The organism is uncultured Campylobacter sp., assembly GCF_938045625.1.
Classification (GTDB): domain Bacteria; phylum Campylobacterota; class Campylobacteria; order Campylobacterales; family Campylobacteraceae; genus Campylobacter_A.
In genome coordinates, this window is sequence record NZ_CALIAV010000099.1 from 1 (window position 1) to 25,040 (window position 25,040).

Genomic DNA, 25,040 nt, shown 5'->3' on the forward strand with positions numbered 1-25,040 from the left:
AAATTTACTCCGTTGGAGTTTGAAACTTGCTCCAAAAGCTTAAGGCGGTGTGATATGAGCTTGTTAAAATTTACTCCGTTGGAGTTTGAAACAATGTCTGATGTCGTGCAGCCTAATTCTAGGTAGAGTTAAAATTTACTCCGTTGGAGTTTGAAACTCATTTGTGCGATATTAAAAACGACGACGAGAACGTCGTTAAAATTTACTCCGTTGGAGTTTGAAACTTTCGTCCGATATGATGGCTTTGTTTGGTCCCATTGGTTAAAATTTACTCCGTTGGAGTTTGAAACGCCCCTAAAACGGTATCGTTTCGTCGTTGTCGTATTGTTAAAATTTACTCCGTTGGAGTTTGAAACTCTATCATCGCAGTAGCCCACTCTGCGCCTCTCCACGTTAAAATTTACTCCGTTGGAGTTTGAAACTCATATCGAGAAATTAGGGAATTTGGTCTGCGAAGCGAGTTAAAATTTACTCCGTTGGAGTTTGAAACGATAAACCTCATCGTGATTGTGTTCCTTTGGCGCATGTTAAAATTTACTCCGTTGGAGTTTGAAACCTAAGTGGGAATTAAACGGTTTTGTTTTTGATAAAGGTTAAAATTTACTCCGTTGGAGTTTGAAACGCAAAGATAGCAGAAATTAAGGGCGATATCGCTAAAAGTTAAAATTTACTCCGTTGGAGTTTGAAACTTTTAAAATCTTGTATGATACCCACCTAGAAACACCCGGTTAAAATTTACTCCGTTGGAGTTTGAAACAATCTTCCGTAGTTGCTTGAGCTCTCACGACTTAGAGTTAAAATTTACTCCGTTGGAGCTTGAAACAGGCCAAAGAAGATCCGGTTCTCGTTTGGTGGGTCGTTAAAATTTACTCCGTTGGAGTTTGAAACTGGCTTGAAATAACAAAAGATACATAAGTATAAGGGTTAAAATTTACTCCGTTGGAGTTTGAAACCCCAGCCGTCCCACTCTTGCAAGCCAAACCCGCCGTGTTAAAATTTACTCCGTTGGAGTTTGAAACCTCGTGAAACACGATGCTAGGCAGGCTCTCGGGCTGTTAAAATTTACTCCGTTGGAGTTTGAAACATCTAATAGACGAAGTCAAAGAGCTGCCTGAAAAAGGTTAAAATTTACTCCGTTGGAGTTTGAAACCGCATTGGGGTTTAGATTAAAGGACGAGAAATGAATAGTTAAAATTTACTCCGTTGGAGTTTGAAACAAGACATGGGGGCAAGGCCAGCGGGGACAACGCTAGGTTAAAATTTACTCCGTTGGAGTTTGAAACTAATTTAGGAGCGACTATGGAAGAACTAGAGGCGAAGTTAAAATTTACTCCGTTGGAGTTTGAAACATTTTGTAATAATTCAAATGTGGTTTTAGAATTATTGTTAAAATTTACTCCGTTGGAGTTTGAAACAATAAGATTTCTCGTGGTCTTGGTTCTCTTGAAAGGGTTAAAATTTACTCCGTTGGAGTTTGAAACTTTCAGGGTAACCATTAAACCCCCTTTAAACCCCCAGTTAAAATTTACTCCGTTGGAGTTTGAAACCGTAGCTATGCCGGTAAGAGGTATAGACGTGCGAGAAGTTAAAATTTACTCCGTTGGAGTTTGAAACTAGCGAATACGTCCAAAGGACGGGAAAAGGCGAGAGTTAAAATTTACTCCGTTGGAGTTTGAAACTCGTATCCCCAGCTCGCCGCGCTAAGGACGCCGCCGTTAAAATTTACTCCGTTGGAGTTTGAAACAGTGATAACGAGCTTAGAGCGTGGGCAGAATATTTGGTTAAAATTTACTCCGTTGGAGTTTGAAACAATAAGATACGTTTGGTAGGTTGCAAAAATTGCCTTGGTTAAAATTTACTCCGTTGGAGTTTGAAACTCTTGCCTCATACCTACGACGTCCATCAACTTCCAGCGTTAAAATTTACTCCGTTGGAGTTTGAAACACGGGGGATAACTAGCAACGAACGAAAAAACTAAGTTAAAATTTACTCCGTTGGAATTTGAAACCGATGCTTTTCATCTGCTCTAGCGTATTCGTAGCCGTTAAAATTTACTCCGTTGGAGTTTGAAACGCATTGCGGTTACAAAAAGTTCTACGGCAGGATGAATGTTAAAATTTACTCCGTTGGAGTTTGAAACCTACATATCTTACGCGTTCTACCAGAGTCATTACACGTTAAAATTTACTCCGTTGGAGTTTGAAACAATTCAGCTATCTGCTTTGCGGTCTTTTCACGCATAGTTAAAATTTACTCCGTTGGAGTTTGAAACTACTCAAAGCTTGCGAAGTCGCGCCTAGATTTGCGTATAAATTTACTCCGTTGGAGTTTTGATGCAATCAATTTTTGCGGCTTAGTATGCTGTGCGATTGATTATAGACGGGCGACGAAATATAAAGTTGCAATAAATAATTTATGATTTTCTGTTAACTTAGCTAACAGCCTACTGACTGATTGTTTACGAGAAATTTTTCTGGCTTGCGATTTTTAAAGAATTTGACGACGTCAAATGCGATTTTGGCAGCCAAAAGCGCCAAAAAAACGTGTCTAAAAGCATAAAATTTGCCTAAATATTTATGCTTTTTCATGAGCTTTAGAGCGAGCGTTTTTATCGCTTCTATCGGCTTTTTGATTGCCTCGCCGATCATTTTGTCCTTTATCTCGTGGACGACGAGAGCGGTGATGGTTTTTAGGTATTTTTTAGTTTTGGGGGCGGGTAAATTTTGCGTCTTGGTTTCGCCGTAAACGCCATCAATCCAAGCTTCAAAATTTTGCCAAGCGTTTTTGCTTTTTAAGAGTTTTTCGCCGGCTTTGCTCATCTCGTAAATCCCGCGAGAGGTCTTTAAAATGATCCTTTTTTCTTGCGGCAAACCTTGAATTTTGGGGCTATTTGCTATGACGCCTAAAAGCGCGTCCGTTTTGTTTTGGCTCGCACCCGTTTTGCGCAATAAAAACTCCGCTATCTCCTTACGACTCGCTTTTTTTCTCTCATTTACAAACTGTGCCAATAAAAATAGTCCTTGATAATCCATCGCAAAAAACTCTCATTATTATATTAAAATGAGAATTATACTTAAAATATCTCAAAATAAAATAAAAGCCAGTATCATTTTAATTTTGGCGCGTTGAGCGATAAATCAAAATTTGAGCTTTTTACGACATTTTTCGGCATAAAACAAATGGCTTGAATTTCAAATTTGGGATTAATCTACATAAAAACGACGGTATCTACGGTAAAATTTACCAAATCGCGCAGAGTTCTAGTGCAGTCGGCGTGCTTTGGTAAATTTACAAAAGATAGCAAAATTTACAGACTAATTATACGTACAAAAGGGCGAAATTTAGTTGCCCGTCAGTCTAAATTTGAAGCTTGGGCTTTAGCAAATCAAACAAATTTAAGCCCAAAGTAGTCAGAAATTGGTGCCAAATTTAGCTAGCGAGCAAATCCAAATTTGAGATGGCAAAGGATATATCGCTAAATTTTAGCCATCAAAATTTACTGCGAAAGCAATTTTAAATTCAGCGTCAAATTTATTTTGCTGGTGAGCTTTTTAAGGCAAATTTAACTAACGAAAAACTCTTGCGCAGCCTGCTTGCCCTCAAATGGCTTCACGCAAATCTCGCGCTCGCCGATCCTGGCTCGCACCGCCGTATCTTTATCGGCTCTAGTGTAGGCAAGCGCCAGCCGCACGGCAAACTCGAGGTCGGCCTCGTTAAATTTAGCCTCCACGAGACTAGTCGCGCCCACGACGCCCTCGTCAAATTTGATCTGCGTAAATTTCGGATTATTTAGGGCTAGCAGTTTGGCGTTGTCGTTTTCGTCGCGGCCGATGACCATTTTTGTGCCGTTTGCCAGGCGCAGATGCCGCCCGATACGCAGCAGCTGCATATCTGCGCTAGTCATATCCGGGTCGAATTTGATGAAATCTTTGATTTTGTTTGAAAAGCTCTCGATCGTGAGCAAGCACCCGCCGCCGGGCGTCTCAAATTCGCTAAAGCCGAATTCCTTGGCAAGCGCGAGCTGCCTTTTGCGGTCGCGTCCGCTAATGCCTAGCAGCTTGCTGCGATCGACCCAGCCTTCGCGCTCGGGCTTTGTGGGTTTCATCAACTGCGCGGACATCGGGCGCAAGATGAGATCATCCTCGTCGCCAGCTGCGTTTTTGACCTGCGCCATCGCGTCGCGCCTCTGGCTCATCGGACGCTGGCCTATCACCTCGCCCGTAGCGATAAAGCTAGCGCCCTCCGCGCTCATCATCGCAAGCGCCGTTTTAAACATATATCCGTGGCAGTCGATGCAGGGGTTAAAGTGCTTGCCGTAGCCGTGCTTTGGCGTAAAAAGCACCTCGCGCAGGTATTCGTTTCTGATATCTACGATCTTAAACTCGGCTCCGGCTTCGTTCGCGCGTCGGCGTAAAATTTCCGCCTTTTTCTCGTCGCCGCTAAAGCCGATGTCGATATGGATCGCCGTAACTTCGATGCCCTGGCTGGTTAGAAGCTTGATAGAGATCATACTATCAAGCCCGCCGCTAAATAAAACTAATGCTTTCATTTTTTAAGTTCCTTTAAAATTTCGTTGATTTTTTTTAGTATCGGTTGCTTTTTTTCTAGCGAGATTTGCGACGCCGAATACTTTTTGTATAAATTTTTGTAAAATCTTGTTTTAAAAAATTTTAGGTTTTGTAAAATTTCCTCCTCGTTTTTAAACGCCTCGTATTTTTCAAATATTATCTCGCGCACGGACGGATCGTTCGCGTTCGCTCCCGCTGCGATCGCCTCGTAGACTGCCCTGTGGCGCGCGAAATAATCGGGCTTTAAATTTTCTAAAATAAATTTTTTTAGACTCTCGTTTTCTATCATCGTTTTTAAAATTTGGATTTCTAGCGGGTCTTTGCGTCCCAAGTTTGCGCGGAAATTTTGCGTTTCGTAGCCCTGCGCGTTTTGCTCCGTCCCGCCGTAGCCTTGTCGCATCGGCGAATTTGATCCGCGAGAAAGCCAAAACGACCCCTCGGCTATCTTTAAAATTTTAGCCACGAGCGGGACGTAGGAGTTTGCGACGATGGGTTTTAGGCTCGCGGTAAAGGCCTGGATCGCTTCTAGCGCTTTTTGCTTTTGCACGGGACGCGAGAGATCAAAGCCGCTAGCTAGATGCCTGATGTAAAATTCGCCGATCTCCGTGCCGCTTTCAAAAATTTGCCGCAGATACTCTATCTTGCCCGCTACCACCATATCGGCCGGATCTGCGCCGCCCTCAATAATGACGACGCTGCCGTCGATTTCGTTTTGCGCGAGCAGCAGGGCGGACTTTGTCGCGGCGTTTATGCCTGCATCGTCGCCGTCAAAGCACAAAATCACGCTAATCTCGCCGCGCTTTAAAAGCGGCAAGTGCTTGGTCGTAAGCGCAGTTCCAAGCACTGCTACGACGTTACCAAAGCCCGCCTTGTGCAGCATGATAACGTCCATGTAGCCTTCGGTGATGATGATCTGATTTTTGGTGAAAATTTCGCGCTTTGCCAGGTGGTAGCCGTAAAAAAGCGTTGATTTGTCAAAAACTGCGGACTGGGGCGAATTTACGTATTTAGCGGGATTGCCGCTGATCGTGCGTCCGCCAAATCCCACGAGCCGTCCGGCGTGCGTGTAGATAGGAAAGGTAATGCGGTTTATAAAACTCGCGTAAATGCCGTTTTCGTTTTGCTTTACGATACCGACTTCTAGGGCTTCTTTGGGTTCGATTTGCTCGTTTTGCAGTAGCCTTATCGTCTGTGCGCTCTCAGGCGCGAAACCCAGCTCAAATTTATCTATCAGCTCGTCTGTGATACCGCGCGAGTAGAGATACTCGACGGCTGCGGGGGTTTTATAAAGCAGCGAGCGGTAAAAGGCATTCGCGTTTTCTAGGATGTGCTTGTTTTCTTTCGCCGGTTCGCCGCCGCGCACGTAGTTTAGCGTGAAATTTTGCAGTCCTGCGATCTTTTCGACGGCTTCGGGGTAGCTTAGCTTTTCGTAGTCCATCACGAATTTGATCGCGTCGCCGCCGGCTTTGCACGAAAAGCAGTGAAATATCCCTCGCGACGGGCTCACGCTCATGCTCGGGTTTTTATCGTCGTGAAACGGGCAGACGCACACGAAGTTCGCGCCGCTTTTTTTCAGCGGCAGATAGTGCCCGACGACATCGACGATATCGGTTTGCGCCTTTAGTCTTTCTATTGATTTTGGATCGATCATAAGCGAGATTATACAATCGTTTTGCTATAATTGGCGTTAAATTTGACTTTAGAAAGCGGCATTTTGGATATATTTTTTATCGAATTTAGAGACCCGATTTTCGGTCTCGTGGTGCTAGTCGCCGCGGTGCTCGTGATCGCCGTTTTTAGCTATGCGTGGGGCGTTTTTAAGAGTAAAGACGAAAAGGCGGAGATCGCGGGGTTTTTGAAAAAATTTGGCAAATCTCAGGGTCTTAGCGACGAAAACAAGCAGCTTTTGATAAACTCGGGCGCAGATACGGCTACGATGTGTTTTTTGGCGGGGACGTTTTCAAAAAGCGGGTATTTTGAAAAGGCTATCAACGTCTATGCCGTGGCTTTAGAGCGGGCTAAAAACCGCGCGGCGAAGGAGCAAATTTTCACCGATCTTGGGCAGACTTATTTTAAGGCGGGCTTTTTGGAGCGCGCAAAGAGCGTGTTTTTAGAGGCGCTAAAAATCTCTCCGCGAAATCAAATCGCGCTAAAATCGCTAACGATAATTTTCGAAAAACTAAAAGACTATGAGGGCGCGTTGCAGGCTCTGGACGCGCTGCAGGAGCTTGGTAGCGACGTGAGAGCGCAGACGGCGTATATCAAGGCGCTGCAAATTTTAGCGGATAAAAGCAAAGACGAGGCCGCTAAAATCGGCGAAATTTTAGCGCTAAAAGATGAATTTGCGCTAGTGCGGCGTATGGCGATGGAGAGGTTAAATTTAAGCGGCTCGGCTCTTAAAGATTTTGCCGATTTCCCGCCGCTTGAGGATGTTTTGGACTTGGTTTATTATCAAAACTCGCCCGTAAATTTAACCGATCCCGAGTATAAGAGCCTGTTTTTCGTAAAAGGCATGAGCGAAGAGGACGGCGCGCCGCTGGGCTTTGAGCTAGAGGTTTTAAAGAAGCTAAAAGCGGCAAACTACGACAAAGCCGCGCTTAGCTTTAACTACGTTTGCAAGAGCTGCAAAAACGCTTTTCCGATGCATTTTTATCGCTGTCCGATGTGTAGCGAGCTAGGCAGCGTGCAAATTTTGCCTCACATCACGGAAAAATCCGATGAAAACAGTATGCCTTTTTAGCGACGGCTCGTGTCTGGATAACCCGGGCCCCGGCGGCTGGGCGTACATCCTAGAGTACGGAGAGCACAAAAAAACGGCAAGCGGCGGGCAGGCGCACACGACGAACAATCAAATGGAACTGCGAGCGGCGATCGAGGGGCTAAAAGCGCTAAATCAGCCCTGCCGCGTAAAGCTCTACACCGATAGCTCATACGTCGCAAACGCCGTAAATGCGTGGCTAGAGGGCTGGGTGAAGAAAAACTTTAAAAACGTAAAAAACGTCCCGCTGTGGCAGGAATATCTGGCCGCTAGCGAGCCGCACGAGGTCGAAGCGATCTGGGTCAAAGGCCACGCCGGGCACCCGCAAAACGAACTTTGCGACGAGATGGCGCGCGAACAAGCCGTAAAGATAAAAAATAGCTTAAAAGGCGAATAATGCGAAATTTGGAAGAGAAATTAGGTTATAAATTTAAAGACGAAAAGCTGCTAAAAACCGCGCTCACGCATAAAAGCGTAAAAGGCGGCGCAAACAACGAGAGGCTCGAGTTTCTGGGCGATGCGGTGATGGATCTGGTGATCGGGGATTATCTTTTTCACAAATTTTCGCGCCTAAGCGAAGGCGATCTAAGCAAACTACGCGCCGCGCTCGTAAATGAAAAAAGCTTTGCCGAGCTCGCCAAATATCTAAATTTGGGCCAGCTCATCAACATCTCGCCGGCCGAGGAGCACAACGGCGGACGGGCAAAAGCATCGATCCTATCAGACGCATTTGAGGCGCTGATGGGCGCGATCTACTTAGAAAGCGGCTTTGACGTCGTTCGCGCGGCTAGCCTAAAGGCCTTTGAGAGATGCTACCCCGATATAAATTTCGACCGCATGGTAAAAGACTACAAAACCGCGCTACAAGAGCTCACTCAAGCGCGCTTTGCCGAGATACCAAAATACGTGCTGGTGGGCTCAAAAGGCCCCGATCACAAGAAGGAATTTGAGATCGCGCTGATGCTAAACGAGCGCGAAATCTCACGAGCAGCGGGCAAAAGTAAAAAAGAAGCCGAGCAAAAAGCCGCTAAAACCGCGCTTGAGATTTTAGGAGAGGGCAAGTGAATACCTTTGGACGCAAACTGACGCTAACGACGTTTGGCGAGAGTCACGGATCGGCGATCGGAGGCGTACTAGACGGTTTTCCTGCGGGCGTTCGTATTGATCTAAATTTTATCCAAAGCGAGCTTGATAAGCGAAAACCGGGAGGCTCGAAATTTGCCACGGCAAGGAGCGAAGGCGACCGCGTGGAGATTTTAAGCGGCGTGTTTGAAGGCGTGAGCACGGGCACCCCGATCGGTTTTATCATCAGAAACGAAAATCAAAAATCGGGCGATTATGAAAATTTACGCGAGCTCTTTCGCCCCGGGCATGCAGACTACGCCTACTACCGCAAATACGGCATCCGCGACCACCGAGGCGGCGGACGCAGCTCGGCTAGAGAGACGGCCGTGCGCGTGGCTGGCGGTGCGATAGCTCAAATTTTACTGGGCGAATTTGGCGTCAGCGTACAAAGCGGCGTGGCTAGCGTGGGCGAAATTTCCTGCGGCGAGCGGTTAGACTTTGATCTCGCGGCGCGCTCGGAGATATTTTCGCTAGGCAACGAAGAAGCGATGAAAGAGGAAATCCTAAAAGCCAAGCGTGATCACGACAGCGTCGGAGCTAGCGTCGTCACGGTTATCCGCGGCGCGCCGGCGGGACTTGGCGAGGGGTTATACTATAAATTTGACGCAATAATCGCGGCTGCGATGATGGGTATAAACGGCGTCAAAGCCGTAGAAATCGGCGAGGGCGTAAACGTGAGCAAGATGCGCGGCAGCGAAAATAACGACTCGATGGGCGCAAAATATGCGCACGTAAATTCGGGCATGGATAACTCTACTCTTGACGGTGCGGACGAGCGGTCAAATTTAAACGGCGGCAAATTTGACGAATTTAAAAGCGAGGCGGACGGCGCGGCTTGCCGTAGCTCAAATTCGGACGAAAAATTCGGCTTCGCCTCAAATCACGCGGGCGGAACGCTGGGCGGCATGACGAGCGGACAAGAGGTCGTGATAAAGACGCATTTTAAGCCGACTCCGTCGATATTTTTATCTCAGCCGACGCAAAACGTGCGCGGAGAGGATACTCTCTGCGAACTACGCGGACGGCATGATCCGTGTATCGGAGTACGCGGTAGCGTCGTAGCCACTGCGATGGCAAGGCTGGTAACAGCCGATATGCTGCTTTTAAATTTGAGTGCAAATCTAGCAAATTTAAAGAAAATTTACGGCTAACTCCAAGATAACCGTGCCCCAAACGAAGCGTAGCAAAACGGACGCTCCGTGCGTGAAATTTGCGATGATTTTTGCGCACGTTTGGGCAAGTCGGCTACAAATTTCGACTAAAAATACGTAAAATCACGCCGTGAAATTTATAAAAAATCGGACATTTTCGCGCGCGGCAAAGACGTTTGGCGAATTTATATTTATGATATAAACGGCGAGAAAAATGGCGTAACGGACATATTTGATATAAAAAACATCTCGCGTTGCTACTTAGAAAATTTACTCGCTGACGCTATAAAATATCTAAAATTTATGCAAGAAATCATAGAAAATAGAACGCGGCGAAGAGCTAGGAGTGCACAAATTTAGACTCTTTAACCCTAACGGCAAGAAAAAGTACATCCTTAAAAAGACTTGCCAGACGGACTACGAAGCGCGAAAATCCAAGCCTTGGCACGATATTTACGCGGACGAGTCGGTTGATGGCGTTTGCAATGAATTTTATAGATATCTAAAAACATCTCTCGCGAAATAAGCCAAATTTACTTCATTTTTGCGTTTAAATTTGCGGGGTTTTAATCAAAATTTAGAGTTTTACCGCTACGCCAAGCGGTGGTAGCCCTGAGGTCAACGGCATTGCGACAAGCGTGCGTAAATATCAAATTTACTCTTGTTTTCTTGTAAAATCAATTCGGCAACTAGGCCGTATCGCATAACTCGGTCACTCATAAGGTCGCCGATAAAACAGTTAAATTTAAAGACATTCCAGTTTTAGTTTTTTGACGTTTATGCGTAAAATTCGTATAATTTATCGTCGCGCAAATGTTCAATCTATTTTACGAAACAAGGCTACGCAAAGTCAAATTTACTCATCAAACAGCCCGCGTTCAAAGCTTTTCACGCGAAAGCTGCGCCTTTGAAGCGGCGAGTCGCCAAGCCTTGCTATCGCGTCTAGATGCGCTTTCGTGCCGTATCCTTTGTGTGCGGCGTATCCGTAGCCCGTATGCACGCCGTCCCACGCCGTCATTAGAGCGTCGCGGCTTACTTTGGCTAGGATGCTGGCCGCGCTTACCTGTGCCACTTTGCCGTCGGCTTTTATCATCGTTTTTATGCCGGTGCCGTAGTTTGCATTGCCGTCGTAGAGCAGCTCGCAGCCCGCAAAATGCGACTTAAACAGCCGCAGCGCGCGCCTAAGGCACTCGCTAAGACCTAGTTCGTCGATCTCTTTGTTTGAAAAATACGCGATGAGAAATTCCGAGTTTTTGACGATCTGGCCAAATAGCTCCTCGCGCCTCTTTTCAGTCAGTTTTTTTGAGTCGTTTAGCCCCGCTATCTCGCGCTTTAGCACGCACGCGGCTACTGCCAAAGGGCCCGCTAGCGCGCCGCGTCCCGCCTCGTCGATACCGCAGATTTGCGCGTCAAATTTGTTTTTCATCAGCATGCTTTCACGTATTTTTTGGAGTTTAGGTCGTCAAATTTCGGTTTGATTCGTATCAAATTTTGCCTTCCATTTGTTCAAATTTTTTGGCGGAAAAGCTGGCTAAAACAGTCCGAAATTTTGCTTTAAATTCTCTTTGATGGGCTCAAGCGGTAGCGATATTTCGCTTTTTTTACCGCTGGCCATGTCGTCAAAAAATGTAATGCCGCTTGGCGAGAGCGTAAAATTTTCGCTCGGCGTTATCTTTTCTTTTGCGAATATCGCCGCTAAATTTGCGTCGTTTAGATCCTTAAAAACGTCGCTTAAATTTATCTTTTTTAGGTTTTTTAGCCAGACGGTTTTGCAGACTTTTCCGCTTGCGCCTAGTTCGCAGACGCTTCTTATTTTGCTGTTTTGATACTCGAGATTATTTAGCGCGTTTGCGGCGCTGTTTGAGGGGTCTTTGAGCCATGCCGATTTAAAATTTTCAAGCTTTGCGGCGAGAGATTTTTTGTTATTTTGTGCAAATTTAGGCGAGTAAAAGTCACTCGCTACGGCTTCAAACCGCGCTGCGTCTCGCCCTATCTCTTGCAGCCCGAGCGCGGCAAAATCATAGCTCGCGACCTGCTTTATCACGACTTTTCGTGCCTTGCCTCTGATCGCTAATTTGCCCGTTAGTTCGCCGTTATCCGCTTTCACGCTTAGATTTAGCCACTCGGTGACCGCGTTTACGGCCGTTATATCGGCGCCCGATCTTTCGATGCTGCCTTTACTGAAGTCGTATCTAGCGCCCTCAAAAAATGCGTGACCTTGAAATTTGGGCGGTGAAACGACGCCCTTGTCGCTAAAATTTTCAAACTCGGCCTCAAGCTCGCTGATGTAGAGCTCAAATTTACTCCCGTCCGCTTCGCCTGCAAATTTATAAATTTTGCCCTCGTTTTCGTGTCTGATCTCATAGCCTAGCGCCAAAACGCAGGCTAAAAATATCGCCGCAACCGCTCTCATAACCGCTCCTTATATACCCAGTGCCCAGCGCGAAAACGGCGCGACCTCGCACTTTATACCCTCTATACTCGTCTCGCCCGAGTTTGCCACGCTGATTGCTTGTAGCCTATTTATACCTAAATTTTTTAAATTTGCGTGCAGTTTTTTAAATTTTAAAAAGACCAAATCCGCATCGCTAAAAGGCGAACAAATGATAGCAAGTTTCCTTTTTGGCAGGAAAAAATCAAGCTCTTTTGTATAAAAAATCTGCTCGTTAAATTTGGCCAGCTCGCAAAAAACCGTGTTGTTAAAATTTTTAGCGAAGTCCTTTTTTAGACTTAGTGCGCTTTTAGACGCAAAGTCGTTAAAATAAAGCCTCTTTGCGGCATTTGGCTCGTTAAATTTCTCTACCAGGCTAACCGCGCTCATATTTTCAAGCTCGCTAAGCGCGCCGTAGACGCTATCTTTTGAGATTTTGCGGGCGGATTTTAGCGTGCTAAAAATCTCAAAAACGCTCACGTTTTGCGCCTGAGCTTTCGCACACTCTTTTAGTACGGCCAGCTGCGTGGCTGATAGCGACGATTTTAGCGCAGTTTGTAGATTTGCCGCGACGTTTTCGGCGTCATAAAAGGCCGACGCAGGGCTTCTGCCATGAAGCAAAAAGTGGCTAAAAAGCGTTTCTGGATCGATCTTTTTCGAAAAAAAAGCGATAAATTCCTCGTAGTCTAAAAAATCCAAATTTAGCTCGCTAAATCCGCTTAAATTTACGTCCCTAAATCGTGAAGCGACGACAAAATTTGATAAATTTAGCTGCAAAATCGGCTCAAATTTTTCCTGAAATCTCTGCTCGAAATCATCTATCGCTAGAATTTTTATCTGCGGATTTTGGCGTAAAAACTCGGGCAAATTTGACAAAATATCATCCGCGTCTATACGAAGGTCACCTAAATTTACGTACAAAAACTCTTTGCTCTCAAATGCCGACAAAAAGCCAGCGATCAGCGAGGTTTTGCCGCTTCCTATACCGCCTTTTATCAGCGTTTTGGGTGCGACGATTTCAAATTTTCTATTTATAAATTTGATATTTTTGGGCGGGTTTTGATAAAGCGCGCTTAGGGTTTGCATTTTTAGCCTTTAAAATTTGGAAAATTATAGCGAAATTTCCTTGTAAAGAGGAAGCTAATTAAAATTTGACGCCAAAAAACAAGGGCAAATTTAACGATTTTTAAGGGGGGGGGGGTAGAATGCGTTAAATTTTTATTTGAAAGGCGGATATTATGAAAAAAATTACAGTTTTTGGTCTAATGTTAATAAGCGCTTTGGCGATAGATAATCCGATGGCAAATATACTAAAGGACTATGAAAACAAGTGTAATACCGGAGACGAGATGGCGTGCGGCGTGGCGGGCGGAGTTTATGATTTTGCCTTTGAGGTGTACGGGGTAAAGCAAGACTACGGCAAGGCGATGAAATTTTATAAAAAGGGCTGCGATAATGGAAACTACAGACCGTGTAATAATCTGGGCTCTATGTATGACAACGAAAAGGGCGTAAAGCAAGACTACAAAAAAGCATTTGAGTTATATACTAAGTCTTGCGACATCGGAAACGACGCGCTCGGTTGTAGAAATCTTGGATTTTTGTATATCAATAAGCATGTTTCAGGCATAAATGAGAAGCAAGCGTTTTTGGAGGGATTTGGGCGTGTTAAAAAAGTTGCGACATCACGCCGGATTTTACTGCTTGCAGCTTTTTGGGCGATGTATATTTAAAAATAAATGAGAAAAACGACGCAATGAAATATTATCAAAGAGCATGCGCTGCCGGGGCTACCGACAATGTTGTTCAATCTTTTGAAGGAGGCGTTAAACTTTGGCAACTAACCTGCGCAATGTACGAGCTTTTAAAACAAGGCTCAAGGTGATTTTTAAAATTTGGACATGACTTTAAACTGTCCAAATTTATCCCAAACCAAATTTAAATATTTCGCCTCAAATTTTCAGCCAAATTTACAAAATCTTCCTTATAAAAAGGAAATAATTTTATTAAATTTCACGAAATTTGTTCAAAATATTGACTTTAAAAAGCCATTTGGATAAAATCCGAGTCTCTTACACAAGTAAGAAGTGTCGTATGTTTGCGACAAGTTCTATTCAAAGGAAAGAAACATGGAAAGAATCAGGCTTAAGCTTAAAGCTTATGACCATAGAGTTCTCGACCGCACAGTTGCAGCCATAGTAGAAGCTGTCAAACGAACGGGCGCCGACGTCAGAGGTCCGGTGCCGATGCCTACGAAGATCAAACGCTACACGGTCTTAAAATCACCACACATCAACAAAGACTCACGCGAGCAGTTTGAAATGAGAATTCACGCTAGAATGCTAGATATCGTAGCGGCTACGCCCGATACCGTCGACTCGCTAACAAAGCTTGACTTAGCCCCTGAGGTTAACGTCGAAGTCCGCGCGATGGGTAAATAAAGGCGAGGTGAAAGATGGAATATATCGTAGAAAAAATAGGCATGAGCAGAACGGTAAACAACCCGAGCATCCCTGTTACGCTTCTAAAGGTCGTAAACGCTAAAGTTTGCGAAGTGAGCGAATGCGGTAGCGCGATAGTAGCTTATGCTAAAGGTAAAGCAAAAAATAAAGCCATAGAGGGTCAGCAAAAAAAATATAGCCTAACGGCGGAATTTAATAAATTCGCAACCCTGCAAGTCGCCAATAAAGAGGCGGGCGATCTTGATTTTAGTCCGCTTAGCTCGGCTAAAATTTTAAAAGTTAGCTTCAGCTCAAAAGGTAAAGGCTATCAAGGCGTCGTGAAAAGACACGGCTTTGGCGGCGGTCCGAAAAGTCACGGTTCTCGCTTCCACAAAAGACACGGCTCTATCGGTAACCGCGAGTGGCCGGGACGCGTTCAGCCTGGTATGAAGATGGCCGGACACACCGGAAACGAAAAAGTTACCGTTAAAAACGAGATCGTAAGCTTTGACGCCGAAAACGGAATTTTGGTTTTAAAAGGTAGCGTCGCTGGCTATAACGGCGCAATGGGCAGAATAAGGATAGTAAAATGAGTAAAGTTTGCGTATTAAACGAAAAATTTGAAAAAGCTAGCGAGCTTGACCTACCGGCTAATTACGCTGAGATCAACCCGCACAACCTATATCTTTACGTTAAGTCTTATTTGTCCGGTATGCGTTCAAATTCGGCTCACACCAAAACCAGGGCTTTTGTAAGCGGCGGCGGTAAAAAACCGTGGAGACAAAAAGGTCGCGGCGGCGCTAGAGCGGGTTCAACCAGAACTAACGTCTGGGTAGGCGGCGCAGTGGCGTTTGGTCCGAGCAACGAGCGAAACTATTTTCAAAAGGTCAATAAAAAGCAAAAAAGATTGGCGCTTGAGTTCGCGCTAAACGAAAAAGCTAACGCGGGTAAAATTTTCGCGGTAGATAGTATAGAGATTGCAAGCGGCAAGACTAAAGACGCGGCTAAAATAATCAGCGCGTTAAATTTGAGAGACGCTTTGGTCGTAAAAGATCTGCTTGACGACAACACACTATTGGCGTTTAGAAATCTATCAAACTGCTATCTAATCGATGCGAGCGAGATAAACGCTTACTTAGTGGCGACTTACGGTGCCGTCGTTATCGAGAAGGCCGCACTTGAAACTATAATAAAAGAGGGCTGAAATGGCAGATATAACTGATATCAAAACGATTTTATATACGGAAAAAACTCTCGGTCTTCAAGAGCAAGGCGTGGTCGTTATACAAACTTCGCCTAAGATGACTAAAAATAGGCTGAAAGAAATTTTGAAAGAATATTTTGGGGTAACGCCGCTTCGCGTAAATTCGCTTAGAATCGACGGAAAAGTTAAGCGTTTCAAAGGAAGAGAAGGACAACGCAACGAGATAAAGAAATTTTACGTTCAGTTGCCTGAAGGCTCAAGCCTAGAAAACACGGAGGCGTAAGATGGCGATAAAAACCTATAAACCTTATACACCTAGCCGCAGATTTATGACGGGCCTATCGAGCGAGGATATCACTGCTAAACCTAGCGTGAGAAGCCTGCTTGTAAAGATCCCTGTAAGCGGCGGTAGAAATAGCAATGGTAGAATAACTTCTAGACATAAAGAAGGCGGAGCGAAGAAGCTTTATAGAATCATCGACTTTAAACGCCGCAAATTCGGTATCGAAGGTAAAGTTGAAGCTATCGAGTACGATCCGAACAGAAACTGCCGCATCGCGCTTATCGCTTATAAAGACGGCGAAAAACGCTACATCATCAGACCAAACGGACTAAACGTTGGCGATATCGTAGCAGCAGCCGAAGCAGGTCTAGACATAAAACCTGGCAACGCGATGAAACTAAGAAACATCCCGGTTGGTACTATCGTGCACAACGTGGAGCTAAAACCTGGCAAGGGCGCTCAGATGGCTCGTTCAGCCGGCGGTTACGCTCAGCTAATGGGTAAAGAGGAAAAATATGTAATGCTTCGCTTGCCAAGCGGCGAGATGAGACAAGTACTCGCAGAGTGCATGGCTAGTATCGGCGTAGTAGGTAACGAAGACTGGGCGAACGTAACTATCGGTAAAGCCGGACGTAATCGCCACAGAGGTATCCGTCCTCAAACTCGCGGTTCTGCGATGAACCCAGTAGATCACCCACACGGCGGTGGTGAGGGCAAGAAAAACTCTGGCCGTCATCCTGTTACTCCATGGGGTAAACCGACTAAAGGTGCTAAGACTCGCCGCAAAAAGGCTAGCGATAAGCTTATAATTTCAAGAAGGAAAGGTAAATAGAGATGGCAAGATCACTCAAAAAAGGACCTTTTGTCGATGAGCATGTAATGAAAAAAGTCGTTGCCGCTAAAAAAGCTAACGACAACAAGCCGATAAAAACATGGTCTAGACGCAGCACGATAGTGCCTGAAATGATAGGCCTAACGTTTAACGTTCATAACGGCAAGAGTTTCATTCCAGTATACGTTACGGAAAACCACATCGGATATAAACTAGGCGAATTTGCTCCTACGCGCACATTTAAGGGTCACAAAGGCTCAGTGCAAAAGAAAATCGGTAAGTAAGGGGATAAGATGAGCAAATCAATTATTAAATTCGTAAGATTATCTCCGACTAAAGCCAGACTAATCGCAAGAGAAGTACAAGGCATGAACGCCGAATTTGCACTAGCTAGCCTTAGCTTTATGCCAAACCGCGGCGCCAAATTTATCGCTACGGCTATCAGCTCGGCTGTAGCTAACGGCGGATTCGAGCCTGAAGAGGTTATCGTGACAAGCTGCCGCGTGGATGCGGGCCCAGTATTAAAAAGATTTAGACCGCGAGCGAGAGGAAGCGCAAGCAGAATCCGCAAACCGACTTCTCATATCTTAGTAGAAGTATCTAAACCTGAAAAGAAGGAAGCGTAATATGGGTCAGAAAGTAAATCCGATAGGTCTAAGACTAGGAATAAACCGCAACTGGGAGTCAAGATGGTTTCCTGCTAAAGGAACTTTGGCTGAAAATATCGGCGAAGACTACAAAATTCGCGCTTTCTTGAAAAAGAAACTTTACTACGCGGGCGTTTCTCAAATTTTGATCGAGAGAACCGCTAAGAAAATTCGCGTAACCGTCGTAGCAGCTCGCCCTGGTATTATCATCGGCAAAAAGGGCTCTGACGTAGAGAAGCTTAAAGAGGATATCCAAAAGCTGATCAATAAAGAGGTAAACGTAAATATCAAAGAAGAAAGAAAAGCTCAAGCTTCGGCTCAGCTAGCTGCGGAAAACGTAGCAATGCAGCTTGAAAAACGCGTTGCATTTAGACGCGCGATGAAAAAAGTTATCCAAGGCGCTCAAAAATCAGGCGCTAAAGGTATCAAAATTTCAGTTGCAGGACGTCTTGGCGGCGCTGAGATCGCTAGAACCGAGTGGTACTTAGAGGGTCGCGTTCCGCTTCACACCCTAAGAGCTAAGATCGATTACGGCGTTGCCGAAGCGCATACGACTTATGGAAACATAGGTATAAAAGTGTGGATATTTAAAGGCGAGGTTCTTCAAAAAGGCGTTCAACCTGAAAAGAACGAAGAAGAAAAAGCCGATAAAAAACCGCGCAGAGCAAGAAGAGGTAAATAATCATGTTGATGCCAAAACGAACTAAATTTCGCAAACAGATGAAAGGCAGAAACCGCGGTAAAGCTACTCGCGGCGCCGATCTTGCTATGGGCGAGATCGGAATAAAAGCCATAGAAGCAGGCCGTGTAAATTCGCGCCAGATCGAAGCGGCTCGTGTGGCTCTAACCCGCCACGTAAAACGCCAGGCTAAAACTTGGATCAGAGTTTTCCCAGATAAGCCGTTAACCAAAAAGCCTCTACAAACTCGTATGGGTAAAGGTAAAGCCGGAGTCGAAGAGTGGGTTATGAATATAAAACCAGGTCGTATAATAGTCGAAATGGCTGGTGTAGATGAGGAATTAGCGCGTGAAGCTCTAACTCTAGCTATCCACAAACTTCCGTTTAAGACTAAAATCGTAACGCGAGAGAGTGAAAATGAAATATACTGATATTAAAGACAAAAGCGTTGCAGAACTTAACGCGTTATTGAAAGAGAAAAAGGTGCTTTTATTTACTTTAAGACAAAAGCTAAAAACTATGCAGCTAAGCAACCCTAACGAGATTAGCGCCGTCCGCAAGGAAATAGCGCAAATCAACACTGCAATTAGCGCTTCAAAGTAAGGGGTGAGAAATGGCATTAAAAAGAGAAATTCAAGGTGTCGTTTTACAAAAGGCCGGCGATAAGACGGCTACGATTTTGGTTGAGAGACGCGTTATGCACCCAAGATACCACAAATTCGTAAAACGCTTTAAAAAATATATGATTCACGACGAAAAGAACGAGACAAAAGCGGGCGATACGGTCGTGGCTATCGAATGCAGACCGCTAAGCGCGAGAAAATCTTTCCGCTTAAAGACTATTTTAGCGACGGGGGTTGAGTAATGATACAATCTTTTACGAGGCTTACGGTCGCCGACAACAGCGGCGCGAAAGAGCTAATGTGTATTAAAGTTTTGGGCGGCAGCAAGAGAAGATACGCGACGCTTGGCGACGTTATCATCTGCTCAGTCAAAAAGGCGCTTCCAAACGGTAAGATTAAAAAGGGTCAAGTGGTAAAAGCGGTCGTCGTTAGAACTAAAAAAGAGGTTCAAAGAGATAACGGCTCTCTAATCCGCTTTGACGAAAACGCAGCCGTCATCCTAGATAACAAACGCGAGCCTATCGGTACTCGTATCTTTGGACCGGTCGGCCGTGAGGTTAGATACGCTAACTTTATGAAAATCGTTTCGCTTGCTCCGGAGGTGTTATAATGGCTAACGTTAAATTTAAAGTAAAAAAAGGCGATACCGTTAAGATCATCGCAGGCGACGACAAAGGTAAAACAGGTAAAATTTTATCCGTCCTAGCCAAAAAAGGACAAGTCATCGTCGAGGGCTGCAAGGTAGCTAAAAAAGCTATAAAACCTAGCGAAAAGACCCCAAACGGCGGCTTTATCAATAAAGAGATGCCTATTGATATCTCAAACGTTGCAAAAGTTGAGGGCTGAAAATGAATAGATTAAAAGCTAAATATAACGAGGTCGTAAAGCCTGCTTTGGCTAAAGAATTCGACATCAAAAATCCTATGCTAATCCCTGCGATCGAAAAGATTGTGATAAGCGTAGGCGCTGGCGAATCTGCTAAAGATCAAAAGCAACTTCAAAACATTGCTGATACTATTTCGCTAATCGCCGGACAAAAAGCCGTAGTTACCGATGCTAAAAAATCGGTTGCCGGCTTTAAAGTGCGCGAGGGTTTCCCTGTCGGCGTAAAAGTAACGCTTAGAAAAGAGAATATGTTTGCGTTTTTAGACAAACTAATCTCTATCGCGCTACCGAGAGTTAAGGACTTTAGAGGTCTTCCGAAAGACGGTTTTGATGGACGCGGAAACTATAACTTCGGCCTTAACGAGCAGCTAATGTTCCCAGAGGTTGAGTATGATAAGATTTTACGCACTCACGGTATGAATATAGTTATAGTCACGACGACAAACAGCGACAAAGAGGCATTCAAATTGCTTGAGCTATTTGGTTTGCCGTTTGCGAAAGGAAAGTAATATGGCGAAAAAATCAATGATAGCAAAGGCTGCCAGAAAGCCTAAATTTACGGTTCGCGGCTATACGAGATGCCAAATTTGCGGACGTCCGCATTCGGTTTATAAAGATTTTGGAATTTGCCGCGTATGCCTAAGAAAAATGGCTAACGAGGGACTAATCCCGGGTCTAAAAAAAGCAAGCTGGTAAGGAAGAGAAATGTTAAACGACTTAATTTCAGACGGACTAACTCGCATTAGAAACGCCGCAATGAGAAGACTCGAGACTACGAAGCTTCTTCATTCAAACGTCGTCGAGGCTACTTTATCTATCCTTGCGGCTAAAGGCTATATCGAGAGCTACAACGTCGTAGAAGAAGATAAAAAGAAATTTATAAACGTAGTTCTAAAATACGACGAGCACGGTAGAAGCGTGATTAACGAGCTTAAGCGCGTATCAAGCCCGGGTCGCCGCGTTTATAAGGGAAAAGACGAGATCAAGAAATTTAAAAACGGCTACGGAACGATCATCGTTAGCACCAGCAAGGGCGTTTTAAGTAACGAAGACGCTCACAAAGCTGGCGTAGGCGGCGAAATCCTCTGCTCTGTGTGGTAATTGTCTAAAACGCTACGGGTAGCGTTTTAGATTACCTTAAAAAGAAGCTTGAAGCGGTGAGCTTGCTGGATTTACAGCAGGGCATCGTTTTTGAATCTTTGAAATGAAATTTGACTAGGCATCTTTTCGTAGTTTATTAAAATTTACGAAAAACTTCCGCCGTCAAATTTATAAAATTTAAAATTGGAAGCTCAAATTTAAGAGAGTTCCCAAATTTAGCTCGGCTTGCAAATTTATCCAAATTTTGCCAAAGCTAAATTTAAAAAACGACGATGTCAAATTTGACGGCAAATTTTAGGAAGTAGATCCCAAAAAAAGTAAGTCAAATTTGACGAGAAAATTAAAGTGTTTGAGGCGGTTTTTTATCGCTTCGATTCATTTCTATTTTTATGGTATTGCGGTATCCATTCGTAAAAGTAGACATACCCTAGACAAGTAAAAAGGAAAAAAATGTCACGTATAGGAAAACAGCCGATAGCTATTCCAAGCGGAGTAGAAGTCAGCGTAGAAGGCAACGTCCTTAAATTTAAAAAAGGCGCTCATTTAAAAGAGCTTGACACAAAAGGGCACGTAGACGTTAAAGTCGAAGATGCTCACATAGTATTTTCTCCAAAGAGCGACGAGAGACAAGATAGAGCCTACTGGGGCACTTATAGAGCGCTTGCAAACAATATCGTCATCGGCATCACAAAAGGTTTTGTTCGCCAGCTTGAGATAAACGGCGTCGGTTACAAAGCCGCAGCTAAAGGCCAAGTACTTGAGCTTACTTTAGGATTTTCTCACCCGATAAATCACGAAGTGCCAAAAGGCGTTGAAATCAGCGTAGAGAAAAATATCATAACTATCAAAGGCGACGATAAGCAAGTGGTCGGTCAGATCGCAGCTCAAGTCAGAGCGTACAGACCGCCTGAACCATATAAGGGCAAAGGCGTTAAATACGTAGAAGAGCGCATCATCCGCAAAGCCGGTAAGACATCTAAGAAGTAAGGGATAGATAATGACAGCAAATGTATTAAAAAGAAAACTCGCTCTTAGAATCAAGAGAAAAAGAAGAATCAGAGCCAAAATTTCCGGCACTGCGGTATTGCCTAGAATTTCTATCTTCAAATCAAACAGAACTCTTTACGTTCAAGCTATCGACGACGTAGCAGCCGTAACTCTAGCGGCAGCCGACGGCAGAAAACTAGGCGTAAAAGCAAACAAAGAAGGCGCCGTAACTTTGGCTAAAGAATTTGCAAAAACTCTAAAAGCTAAAAAAATAGAAACGGCATTATTCGACAGAAACGGCTATTTGTATCACGGTGTTATAGCGGCTTTTGCAGACGCATTACGTGAAAACGGTATCAAACTATAAGGAAAATCGCTATGGAAAAATATAACAGAGAAGAATTCGAAGAAGTAATGGTTGATATCGGCCGCGTTACAAAGGTCGTAAAAGGCGGTCGTAGATTTAGATTTACGGCTCTTGTCGTAGTAGGAAACAGAAACGGCCTAGTAGGCTTTGGCTTCGGTAAAGCAAAAGAGGTTCCGGACGCTATGAGAAAAGCCGTCGACGACGCGTTTAAAAACATCATCGAGGTAAAAAGAAAAGGCTCGACTATACCTCACGACGTAGAGGTTAAATTTAACGCTAGCCGCGTTTTACTTCGCCCTGCTAGCGAAGGTACGGGCGTGATCGCGGGCGGTAGCGCTCGTCCTATTCTAGAGCTTGCGGGCATCAAGGACATCCTAACAAAATCGCTTGGCTCAAACAACTCGGCAAACGTCGTTCGCGCTACTTTAAAAGCGCTAAGCATGCTTAAAGGCTAAGGAGAAGATATGGGACTAGAAAATTTAAAACCTGCCGAGGGCTCGACTAGACAAATCAAAAGACTAGGTCGCGGTCAAGGTAGCGGTCAAGGTAAAACCGCGGGCAAAGGACACAAAGGTCAAAGAGCTAGAAAAGGCTACAACGAGAAAAGAGGCTTCGAGGGCGGTCAGCAGCCGCTCCAAAGACGCCTTCCGAAAGTAGGCTTCGCTTCTAAATTTGAAAAACCTTACGTAATCAACGTAGAAAAAATCGTTGCGGTAAAAGAGCTAAGCGAGATCACTATCGCTACTATCGCTACCGTACATAAAATTTCAAGCAGCGTCAAGAAAATCAAATTGATCGGAGTGAGCGCGAAAGATTTGGCTTCGAAAATCAAAGACGAGAACGTAACCGTTAGCGGACGTGCGTAATGAATAAGACATTGACCAACAAGATTTTAATCACGTTGGCATTTTTATTTGCTTACAGGATACTGGCATACGTGCCGGTTCCTGGCGTAAACGTCAATGTTATTAAAGAGTTCTTCGATTCGAATTCCGCAAACGCGCTTGGACTATTTAATATGTTCAGCGGTAAGGCGGCAGAGCGCCTCAGCATCATCTCTCTAGGCATTATGCCATACATCACAGCATCGATTATTATGGAGCTTTTAGCGGCTACTTTCCCAAATTTGGGCAAGATGAAAAAAGACCGCGACGGCATGCAAAAATATATGCAGATTATCCGTTATGCCACTATCGGTATCACGCTTGTTCAAGCAGTTGGTGTTAGTATGGGGCTTCAGAGTCTTCACGGTAGAGGCGGAGAGGACGCAATAATGATAGATATGAATTTATTTATCGCGATTGCGGCAGCTTCGATGCTAACAGGAACTATGCTTTTGATGTGGATAGGCGAGCAGATCACTCAGCGAGGTATCGGCAACGGCATCAGCCTTATTATCTTCGCTGGTATCGTTAGCGGCATACCTTCAGCCATCGGCGGAACGGTAAATTTGGTAAATACGGGCGAGATGAACTTCCTCGTGGTTATCGGAATTTTGCTTGTTATCTTGGTCACGGTAGGCATAGTTATCTACGTCGAGATGGGCGAGAGACGCGTACCGGTGAGCTATTCGCGTAAGGTAGTGATGGAAAATCAAAACAAACGCATCATGAACTATATACCTATTAAGGTAAATTTAAGCGGCGTTATTCCCCCGATTTTCGCCAGTGCGATTTTGATGTTCCCAAGCACCATTTTGCAGGCCAGTACAAATCCTTACATCCAAGCTATTCACGATTTTTTAAATCCAAATAGCTATTTTTTCAACTTTTTAACATTCTTGCTGGTTGTATTTTTTGCATATTTTTACGCTTCGATCGCGTTTAACGCAAAAGATATCAGCGAAAATTTAAAAAGACAGGGCGGATTTATCCCGGGTATTAGACCGGGCGAGGGCACTGCAGGCTATCTAAACGAAGTCGCATCGAGGCTAACTTTTAGCGGAGCGATTTATCTTGGACTTATCTCGACTCTGCCTTGGGTGCTCGTTAAATTTATGGGCGTTCCGTTTTATTTCGGCGGTACGTCGGTACTGATCGTAGTTTCTGTCGCGCTTGATACGATGCGAAGGATAGAAGCTCAAATTTATATGAATAAATATCAAACTCTAAGTGCGGTAGGCTTGTAATGGCTATAACCATCATGCAGCCAAACGACATAGAGAAGATGCGAGCGGCGAATAAAATCGTCGCTCAAACCCTCGACTACGTAGAAAGCGTGATCAAGCCCGGCATCTCACTGCTCGAAATAGATAAAATTTGCGAGGATATGATAAGGTCCGCAGGCGCAAAGCCGGCATTTAAGGGGCTTTACGGCTTTCCAAACGCCGCTTGTATCAGCGTAAACGAAGTAGTCATCCACGGAATCCCGAACGAATACAAACTGCAAGAAGGCGACATCGTAAGCGTCGATATCGGCTCAAATTTGAACGGATATTTCGGCGACTCGGCTAGGACCTGGGGCGTAGGTCAAATTTCGCGCGAGGACGAAAAACTAATCGCTTGCGCTAAAGATGCGTTATATTTTGCGATAGATACCGTAAAAGCGGGAATGCACTTTAAAGAGCTTAGTTTTGAAATCGAGAAATTTATAAGAGCTCGCGGATTTGTTCCGCTAACCGGATTTTGCGGTCACGGCATCGGCAGGCGCCCGCACGAAGATCCGCAGATTTTAAATTATTTAGAGGGCGGTAGCCCAAAATCGGGACCAAAAATCAAAAACGGAATGGTATTTTGCGTGGAGCCGATGATCTGCCAAAAAGACGGCACCCCCGTAATCGGTCACGACAAATGGAAAGTAACTAGCAAAGACGGGCTAAGAACCAGTCACTACGAGCACTGCATGGCAGTCGTAAACGGACGTGCGGAGATCTTAAGCCTAGCGTAAAATTTTAAAATTTACAAATCGTTCGCGCGACTTGTAAATTTTAAAATTTTAATTTGTGGTGAGTTAAAATTT

General features: G+C 44.7%; 34 protein-coding genes and 1 CRISPR repeat array. Of the genes, 28 read left to right on the plus strand and 6 right to left on the minus strand.

The window, feature by feature from the left end:
• A CRISPR array of direct repeats spans positions 1-2,336; the repeat unit is 26 nt; unit sequence AAATTTACTCCGTTGGAGTTTGAAAC.
• 99 nt (positions 2,337-2,435) lie between these two features.
• The 3 genes from Q0386_RS08740 to dnaG form a co-directional block, all read right to left on the minus strand.
• Entirely contained in the window at positions 2,436-3,008 is a 573-nt protein-coding gene (locus tag Q0386_RS08740) for a restriction endonuclease (protein WP_299029888.1), read from the minus strand.
• A gap of 554 nt (positions 3,009-3,562) precedes the next feature.
• Complete coding sequence (locus tag Q0386_RS08745) at positions 3,563-4,549, minus strand: argininosuccinate synthase domain-containing protein (protein WP_299029891.1); 987 nt, start codon at positions 4,547-4,549, stop codon at positions 3,563-3,565.
• Positions 4,546-6,219 carry a DNA primase gene (dnaG, locus tag Q0386_RS08750; protein WP_299029894.1) on the minus strand — a complete coding sequence of 558 codons (1,674 nt, stop codon included), beginning with the start codon at positions 6,217-6,219 and terminating at the stop codon, positions 4,546-4,548. The genes Q0386_RS08745 and dnaG overlap by 4 nt, the downstream gene beginning before the upstream one ends.
• A 63-nt stretch (positions 6,220-6,282) precedes the next feature.
• On the opposite strand from dnaG, the gene Q0386_RS08755 reads away from it, so the two are divergent.
• From Q0386_RS08755 to Q0386_RS08775, 5 genes are all read left to right on the plus strand, one after another.
• Positions 6,283-7,308, plus strand: coding sequence for a hypothetical protein (locus Q0386_RS08755; RefSeq protein WP_299029897.1), 1,026 nt, complete (start codon positions 6,283-6,285; stop codon positions 7,306-7,308).
• On the plus strand, positions 7,286-7,723 hold the full coding sequence (rnhA, locus tag Q0386_RS08760) for a ribonuclease HI (RefSeq protein WP_299029901.1): 438 nt from the start codon (positions 7,286-7,288) through the stop codon (positions 7,721-7,723). The genes Q0386_RS08755 and rnhA overlap by 23 nt, the downstream gene beginning before the upstream one ends.
• Positions 7,723-8,391 (plus strand): ribonuclease III, encoded by a 669-nt coding sequence (gene rnc / locus Q0386_RS08765; protein WP_299029904.1) that lies wholly within the window; start codon positions 7,723-7,725, stop codon positions 8,389-8,391. The genes rnhA and rnc overlap by 1 nt, the downstream gene beginning before the upstream one ends.
• Positions 8,388-9,602, plus strand: a complete 1,215-nt coding sequence (gene aroC / locus Q0386_RS08770) for a chorismate synthase (RefSeq protein WP_299029907.1) — start codon at positions 8,388-8,390, stop codon at positions 9,600-9,602. Before rnc ends, aroC begins: the two co-directional genes overlap by 4 nt.
• Positions 9,603-9,948: 346 nt before the next feature.
• Entirely contained in the window at positions 9,949-10,128 is a 180-nt protein-coding gene (locus Q0386_RS08775; protein WP_299029910.1) for a hypothetical protein, read from the plus strand.
• Positions 10,129-10,458: 330 nt separating this feature from the next.
• Here the strand turns inward: Q0386_RS08775 and Q0386_RS08780 are convergent, their stop codons facing one another.
• The 3 genes from Q0386_RS08780 to Q0386_RS08790 all read right to left on the minus strand — a co-directional run bounded on the left by Q0386_RS08780 (position 10,459) and on the right by Q0386_RS08790 (position 13,119).
• Positions 10,459-11,028 carry a ribonuclease HII gene (locus Q0386_RS08780; RefSeq protein ID WP_299029913.1) on the minus strand — a complete coding sequence of 190 codons (570 nt, stop codon included), beginning with the start codon at positions 11,026-11,028 and terminating at the stop codon, positions 10,459-10,461.
• Between the two features lie 105 nt (positions 11,029-11,133).
• The gene (locus tag Q0386_RS08785) at positions 11,134-12,015 is read right to left on the minus strand and encodes a hypothetical protein (protein ID WP_299029916.1); all 882 of its coding nucleotides are present in this window, start codon (positions 12,013-12,015) and stop codon (positions 11,134-11,136) included.
• 9 nt (positions 12,016-12,024) lie between these two features.
• Positions 12,025-13,119: an ATP-binding protein gene (locus Q0386_RS08790; protein WP_299029919.1), complete on the minus strand. Its 1,095-nt coding sequence runs from the start codon at positions 13,117-13,119 to the stop codon at positions 12,025-12,027.
• 152 nt (positions 13,120-13,271) lie between these two features.
• Between Q0386_RS08790 and Q0386_RS08795 the strand changes: the two genes are divergently transcribed.
• From Q0386_RS08795 to map, 23 genes are all read left to right on the plus strand, one after another.
• On the plus strand, positions 13,272-13,766 hold the full coding sequence (locus Q0386_RS08795) for a tetratricopeptide repeat protein (protein WP_299029922.1): 495 nt from the start codon (positions 13,272-13,274) through the stop codon (positions 13,764-13,766).
• Positions 13,767-14,162: 396 nt separating this feature from the next.
• Positions 14,163-14,474, plus strand: coding sequence for a 30S ribosomal protein S10 (rpsJ, locus tag Q0386_RS08800; RefSeq protein WP_002947121.1), 312 nt, complete (start codon positions 14,163-14,165; stop codon positions 14,472-14,474).
• Between the two features lie 14 nt (positions 14,475-14,488).
• The gene (gene rplC, locus Q0386_RS08805; RefSeq protein ID WP_002943472.1) at positions 14,489-15,067 is read left to right on the plus strand and encodes a 50S ribosomal protein L3; all 579 of its coding nucleotides are present in this window, start codon (positions 14,489-14,491) and stop codon (positions 15,065-15,067) included.
• Complete coding sequence (gene rplD, locus Q0386_RS08810; RefSeq protein WP_122867136.1) at positions 15,064-15,678, plus strand: 50S ribosomal protein L4; 615 nt, start codon at positions 15,064-15,066, stop codon at positions 15,676-15,678. Before rplC ends, rplD begins: the two co-directional genes overlap by 4 nt.
• Before the next feature lies 1 nt (position 15,679).
• Positions 15,680-15,961 (plus strand): 50S ribosomal protein L23, encoded by a 282-nt coding sequence (locus Q0386_RS08815; RefSeq protein ID WP_002953664.1) that lies wholly within the window; start codon positions 15,680-15,682, stop codon positions 15,959-15,961.
• A gap of 1 nt (position 15,962) precedes the next feature.
• Positions 15,963-16,793: a 50S ribosomal protein L2 gene (gene rplB, locus Q0386_RS08820; protein WP_002947117.1), complete on the plus strand. Its 831-nt coding sequence runs from the start codon at positions 15,963-15,965 to the stop codon at positions 16,791-16,793.
• A 2-nt stretch (positions 16,794-16,795) separates the two neighbouring features.
• Positions 16,796-17,077, plus strand: coding sequence for a 30S ribosomal protein S19 (gene rpsS / locus Q0386_RS08825; protein WP_002947116.1), 282 nt, complete (start codon positions 16,796-16,798; stop codon positions 17,075-17,077).
• Positions 17,078-17,086: 9 nt separating this feature from the next.
• The gene (gene rplV, locus Q0386_RS08830; RefSeq protein WP_002947114.1) at positions 17,087-17,419 is read left to right on the plus strand and encodes a 50S ribosomal protein L22; all 333 of its coding nucleotides are present in this window, start codon (positions 17,087-17,089) and stop codon (positions 17,417-17,419) included.
• A gap of 1 nt (position 17,420) precedes the next feature.
• The gene (rpsC, locus tag Q0386_RS08835) at positions 17,421-18,122 is read left to right on the plus strand and encodes a 30S ribosomal protein S3 (RefSeq protein ID WP_009494829.1); all 702 of its coding nucleotides are present in this window, start codon (positions 17,421-17,423) and stop codon (positions 18,120-18,122) included.
• Positions 18,123-18,124: 2 nt separating this feature from the next.
• Positions 18,125-18,550, plus strand: a complete 426-nt coding sequence (gene rplP / locus Q0386_RS08840; RefSeq protein WP_122867138.1) for a 50S ribosomal protein L16 — start codon at positions 18,125-18,127, stop codon at positions 18,548-18,550.
• Positions 18,537-18,722 (plus strand): 50S ribosomal protein L29, encoded by a 186-nt coding sequence (rpmC, locus tag Q0386_RS08845; protein ID WP_002953667.1) that lies wholly within the window; start codon positions 18,537-18,539, stop codon positions 18,720-18,722. The genes rplP and rpmC overlap by 14 nt, the downstream gene beginning before the upstream one ends.
• A gap of 10 nt (positions 18,723-18,732) precedes the next feature.
• On the plus strand, positions 18,733-18,984 hold the full coding sequence (gene rpsQ, locus Q0386_RS08850; RefSeq protein WP_009494830.1) for a 30S ribosomal protein S17: 252 nt from the start codon (positions 18,733-18,735) through the stop codon (positions 18,982-18,984).
• The gene (gene rplN / locus Q0386_RS08855) at positions 18,984-19,352 is read left to right on the plus strand and encodes a 50S ribosomal protein L14 (protein WP_002947105.1); all 369 of its coding nucleotides are present in this window, start codon (positions 18,984-18,986) and stop codon (positions 19,350-19,352) included. The genes rpsQ and rplN overlap by 1 nt, the downstream gene beginning before the upstream one ends.
• Positions 19,352-19,588, plus strand: a complete 237-nt coding sequence (gene rplX / locus Q0386_RS08860) for a 50S ribosomal protein L24 (protein WP_002943173.1) — start codon at positions 19,352-19,354, stop codon at positions 19,586-19,588. The genes rplN and rplX overlap by 1 nt, the downstream gene beginning before the upstream one ends.
• A 2-nt stretch (positions 19,589-19,590) precedes the next feature.
• The gene (rplE, locus tag Q0386_RS08865) at positions 19,591-20,136 is read left to right on the plus strand and encodes a 50S ribosomal protein L5 (RefSeq protein WP_002947103.1); all 546 of its coding nucleotides are present in this window, start codon (positions 19,591-19,593) and stop codon (positions 20,134-20,136) included.
• A gap of 1 nt (position 20,137) precedes the next feature.
• Entirely contained in the window at positions 20,138-20,323 is a 186-nt protein-coding gene (locus Q0386_RS08870) for a type Z 30S ribosomal protein S14 (RefSeq protein WP_002943090.1), read from the plus strand.
• A gap of 9 nt (positions 20,324-20,332) precedes the next feature.
• Positions 20,333-20,728 (plus strand): 30S ribosomal protein S8, encoded by a 396-nt coding sequence (gene rpsH, locus Q0386_RS08875; protein WP_299029932.1) that lies wholly within the window; start codon positions 20,333-20,335, stop codon positions 20,726-20,728.
• A 450-nt stretch (positions 20,729-21,178) separates the two neighbouring features.
• A complete protein-coding gene (rplF, locus tag Q0386_RS08880; RefSeq protein ID WP_002943347.1) occupies positions 21,179-21,715 on the plus strand; it encodes a 50S ribosomal protein L6 in 537 nt (178 codons plus the stop codon).
• Positions 21,716-21,725: 10 nt separating this feature from the next.
• The gene (rplR, locus tag Q0386_RS08885) at positions 21,726-22,082 is read left to right on the plus strand and encodes a 50S ribosomal protein L18 (protein ID WP_295141345.1); all 357 of its coding nucleotides are present in this window, start codon (positions 21,726-21,728) and stop codon (positions 22,080-22,082) included.
• An 11-nt stretch (positions 22,083-22,093) separates the two neighbouring features.
• The gene (gene rpsE / locus Q0386_RS08890) at positions 22,094-22,537 is read left to right on the plus strand and encodes a 30S ribosomal protein S5 (RefSeq protein ID WP_002943402.1); all 444 of its coding nucleotides are present in this window, start codon (positions 22,094-22,096) and stop codon (positions 22,535-22,537) included.
• 9 nt (positions 22,538-22,546) lie between these two features.
• Positions 22,547-22,948, plus strand: a complete 402-nt coding sequence (gene rplO, locus Q0386_RS08895; protein ID WP_002947096.1) for a 50S ribosomal protein L15 — start codon at positions 22,547-22,549, stop codon at positions 22,946-22,948.
• Positions 22,948-24,210: a preprotein translocase subunit SecY gene (secY, locus tag Q0386_RS08900; RefSeq protein WP_299029935.1), complete on the plus strand. Its 1,263-nt coding sequence runs from the start codon at positions 22,948-22,950 to the stop codon at positions 24,208-24,210. Before rplO ends, secY begins: the two co-directional genes overlap by 1 nt.
• Positions 24,210-24,968: a type I methionyl aminopeptidase gene (gene map / locus Q0386_RS08905; protein ID WP_297936713.1), complete on the plus strand. Its 759-nt coding sequence runs from the start codon at positions 24,210-24,212 to the stop codon at positions 24,966-24,968. Before secY ends, map begins: the two co-directional genes overlap by 1 nt.
• Positions 24,969-25,040: the final 72 nt, after the last annotated feature.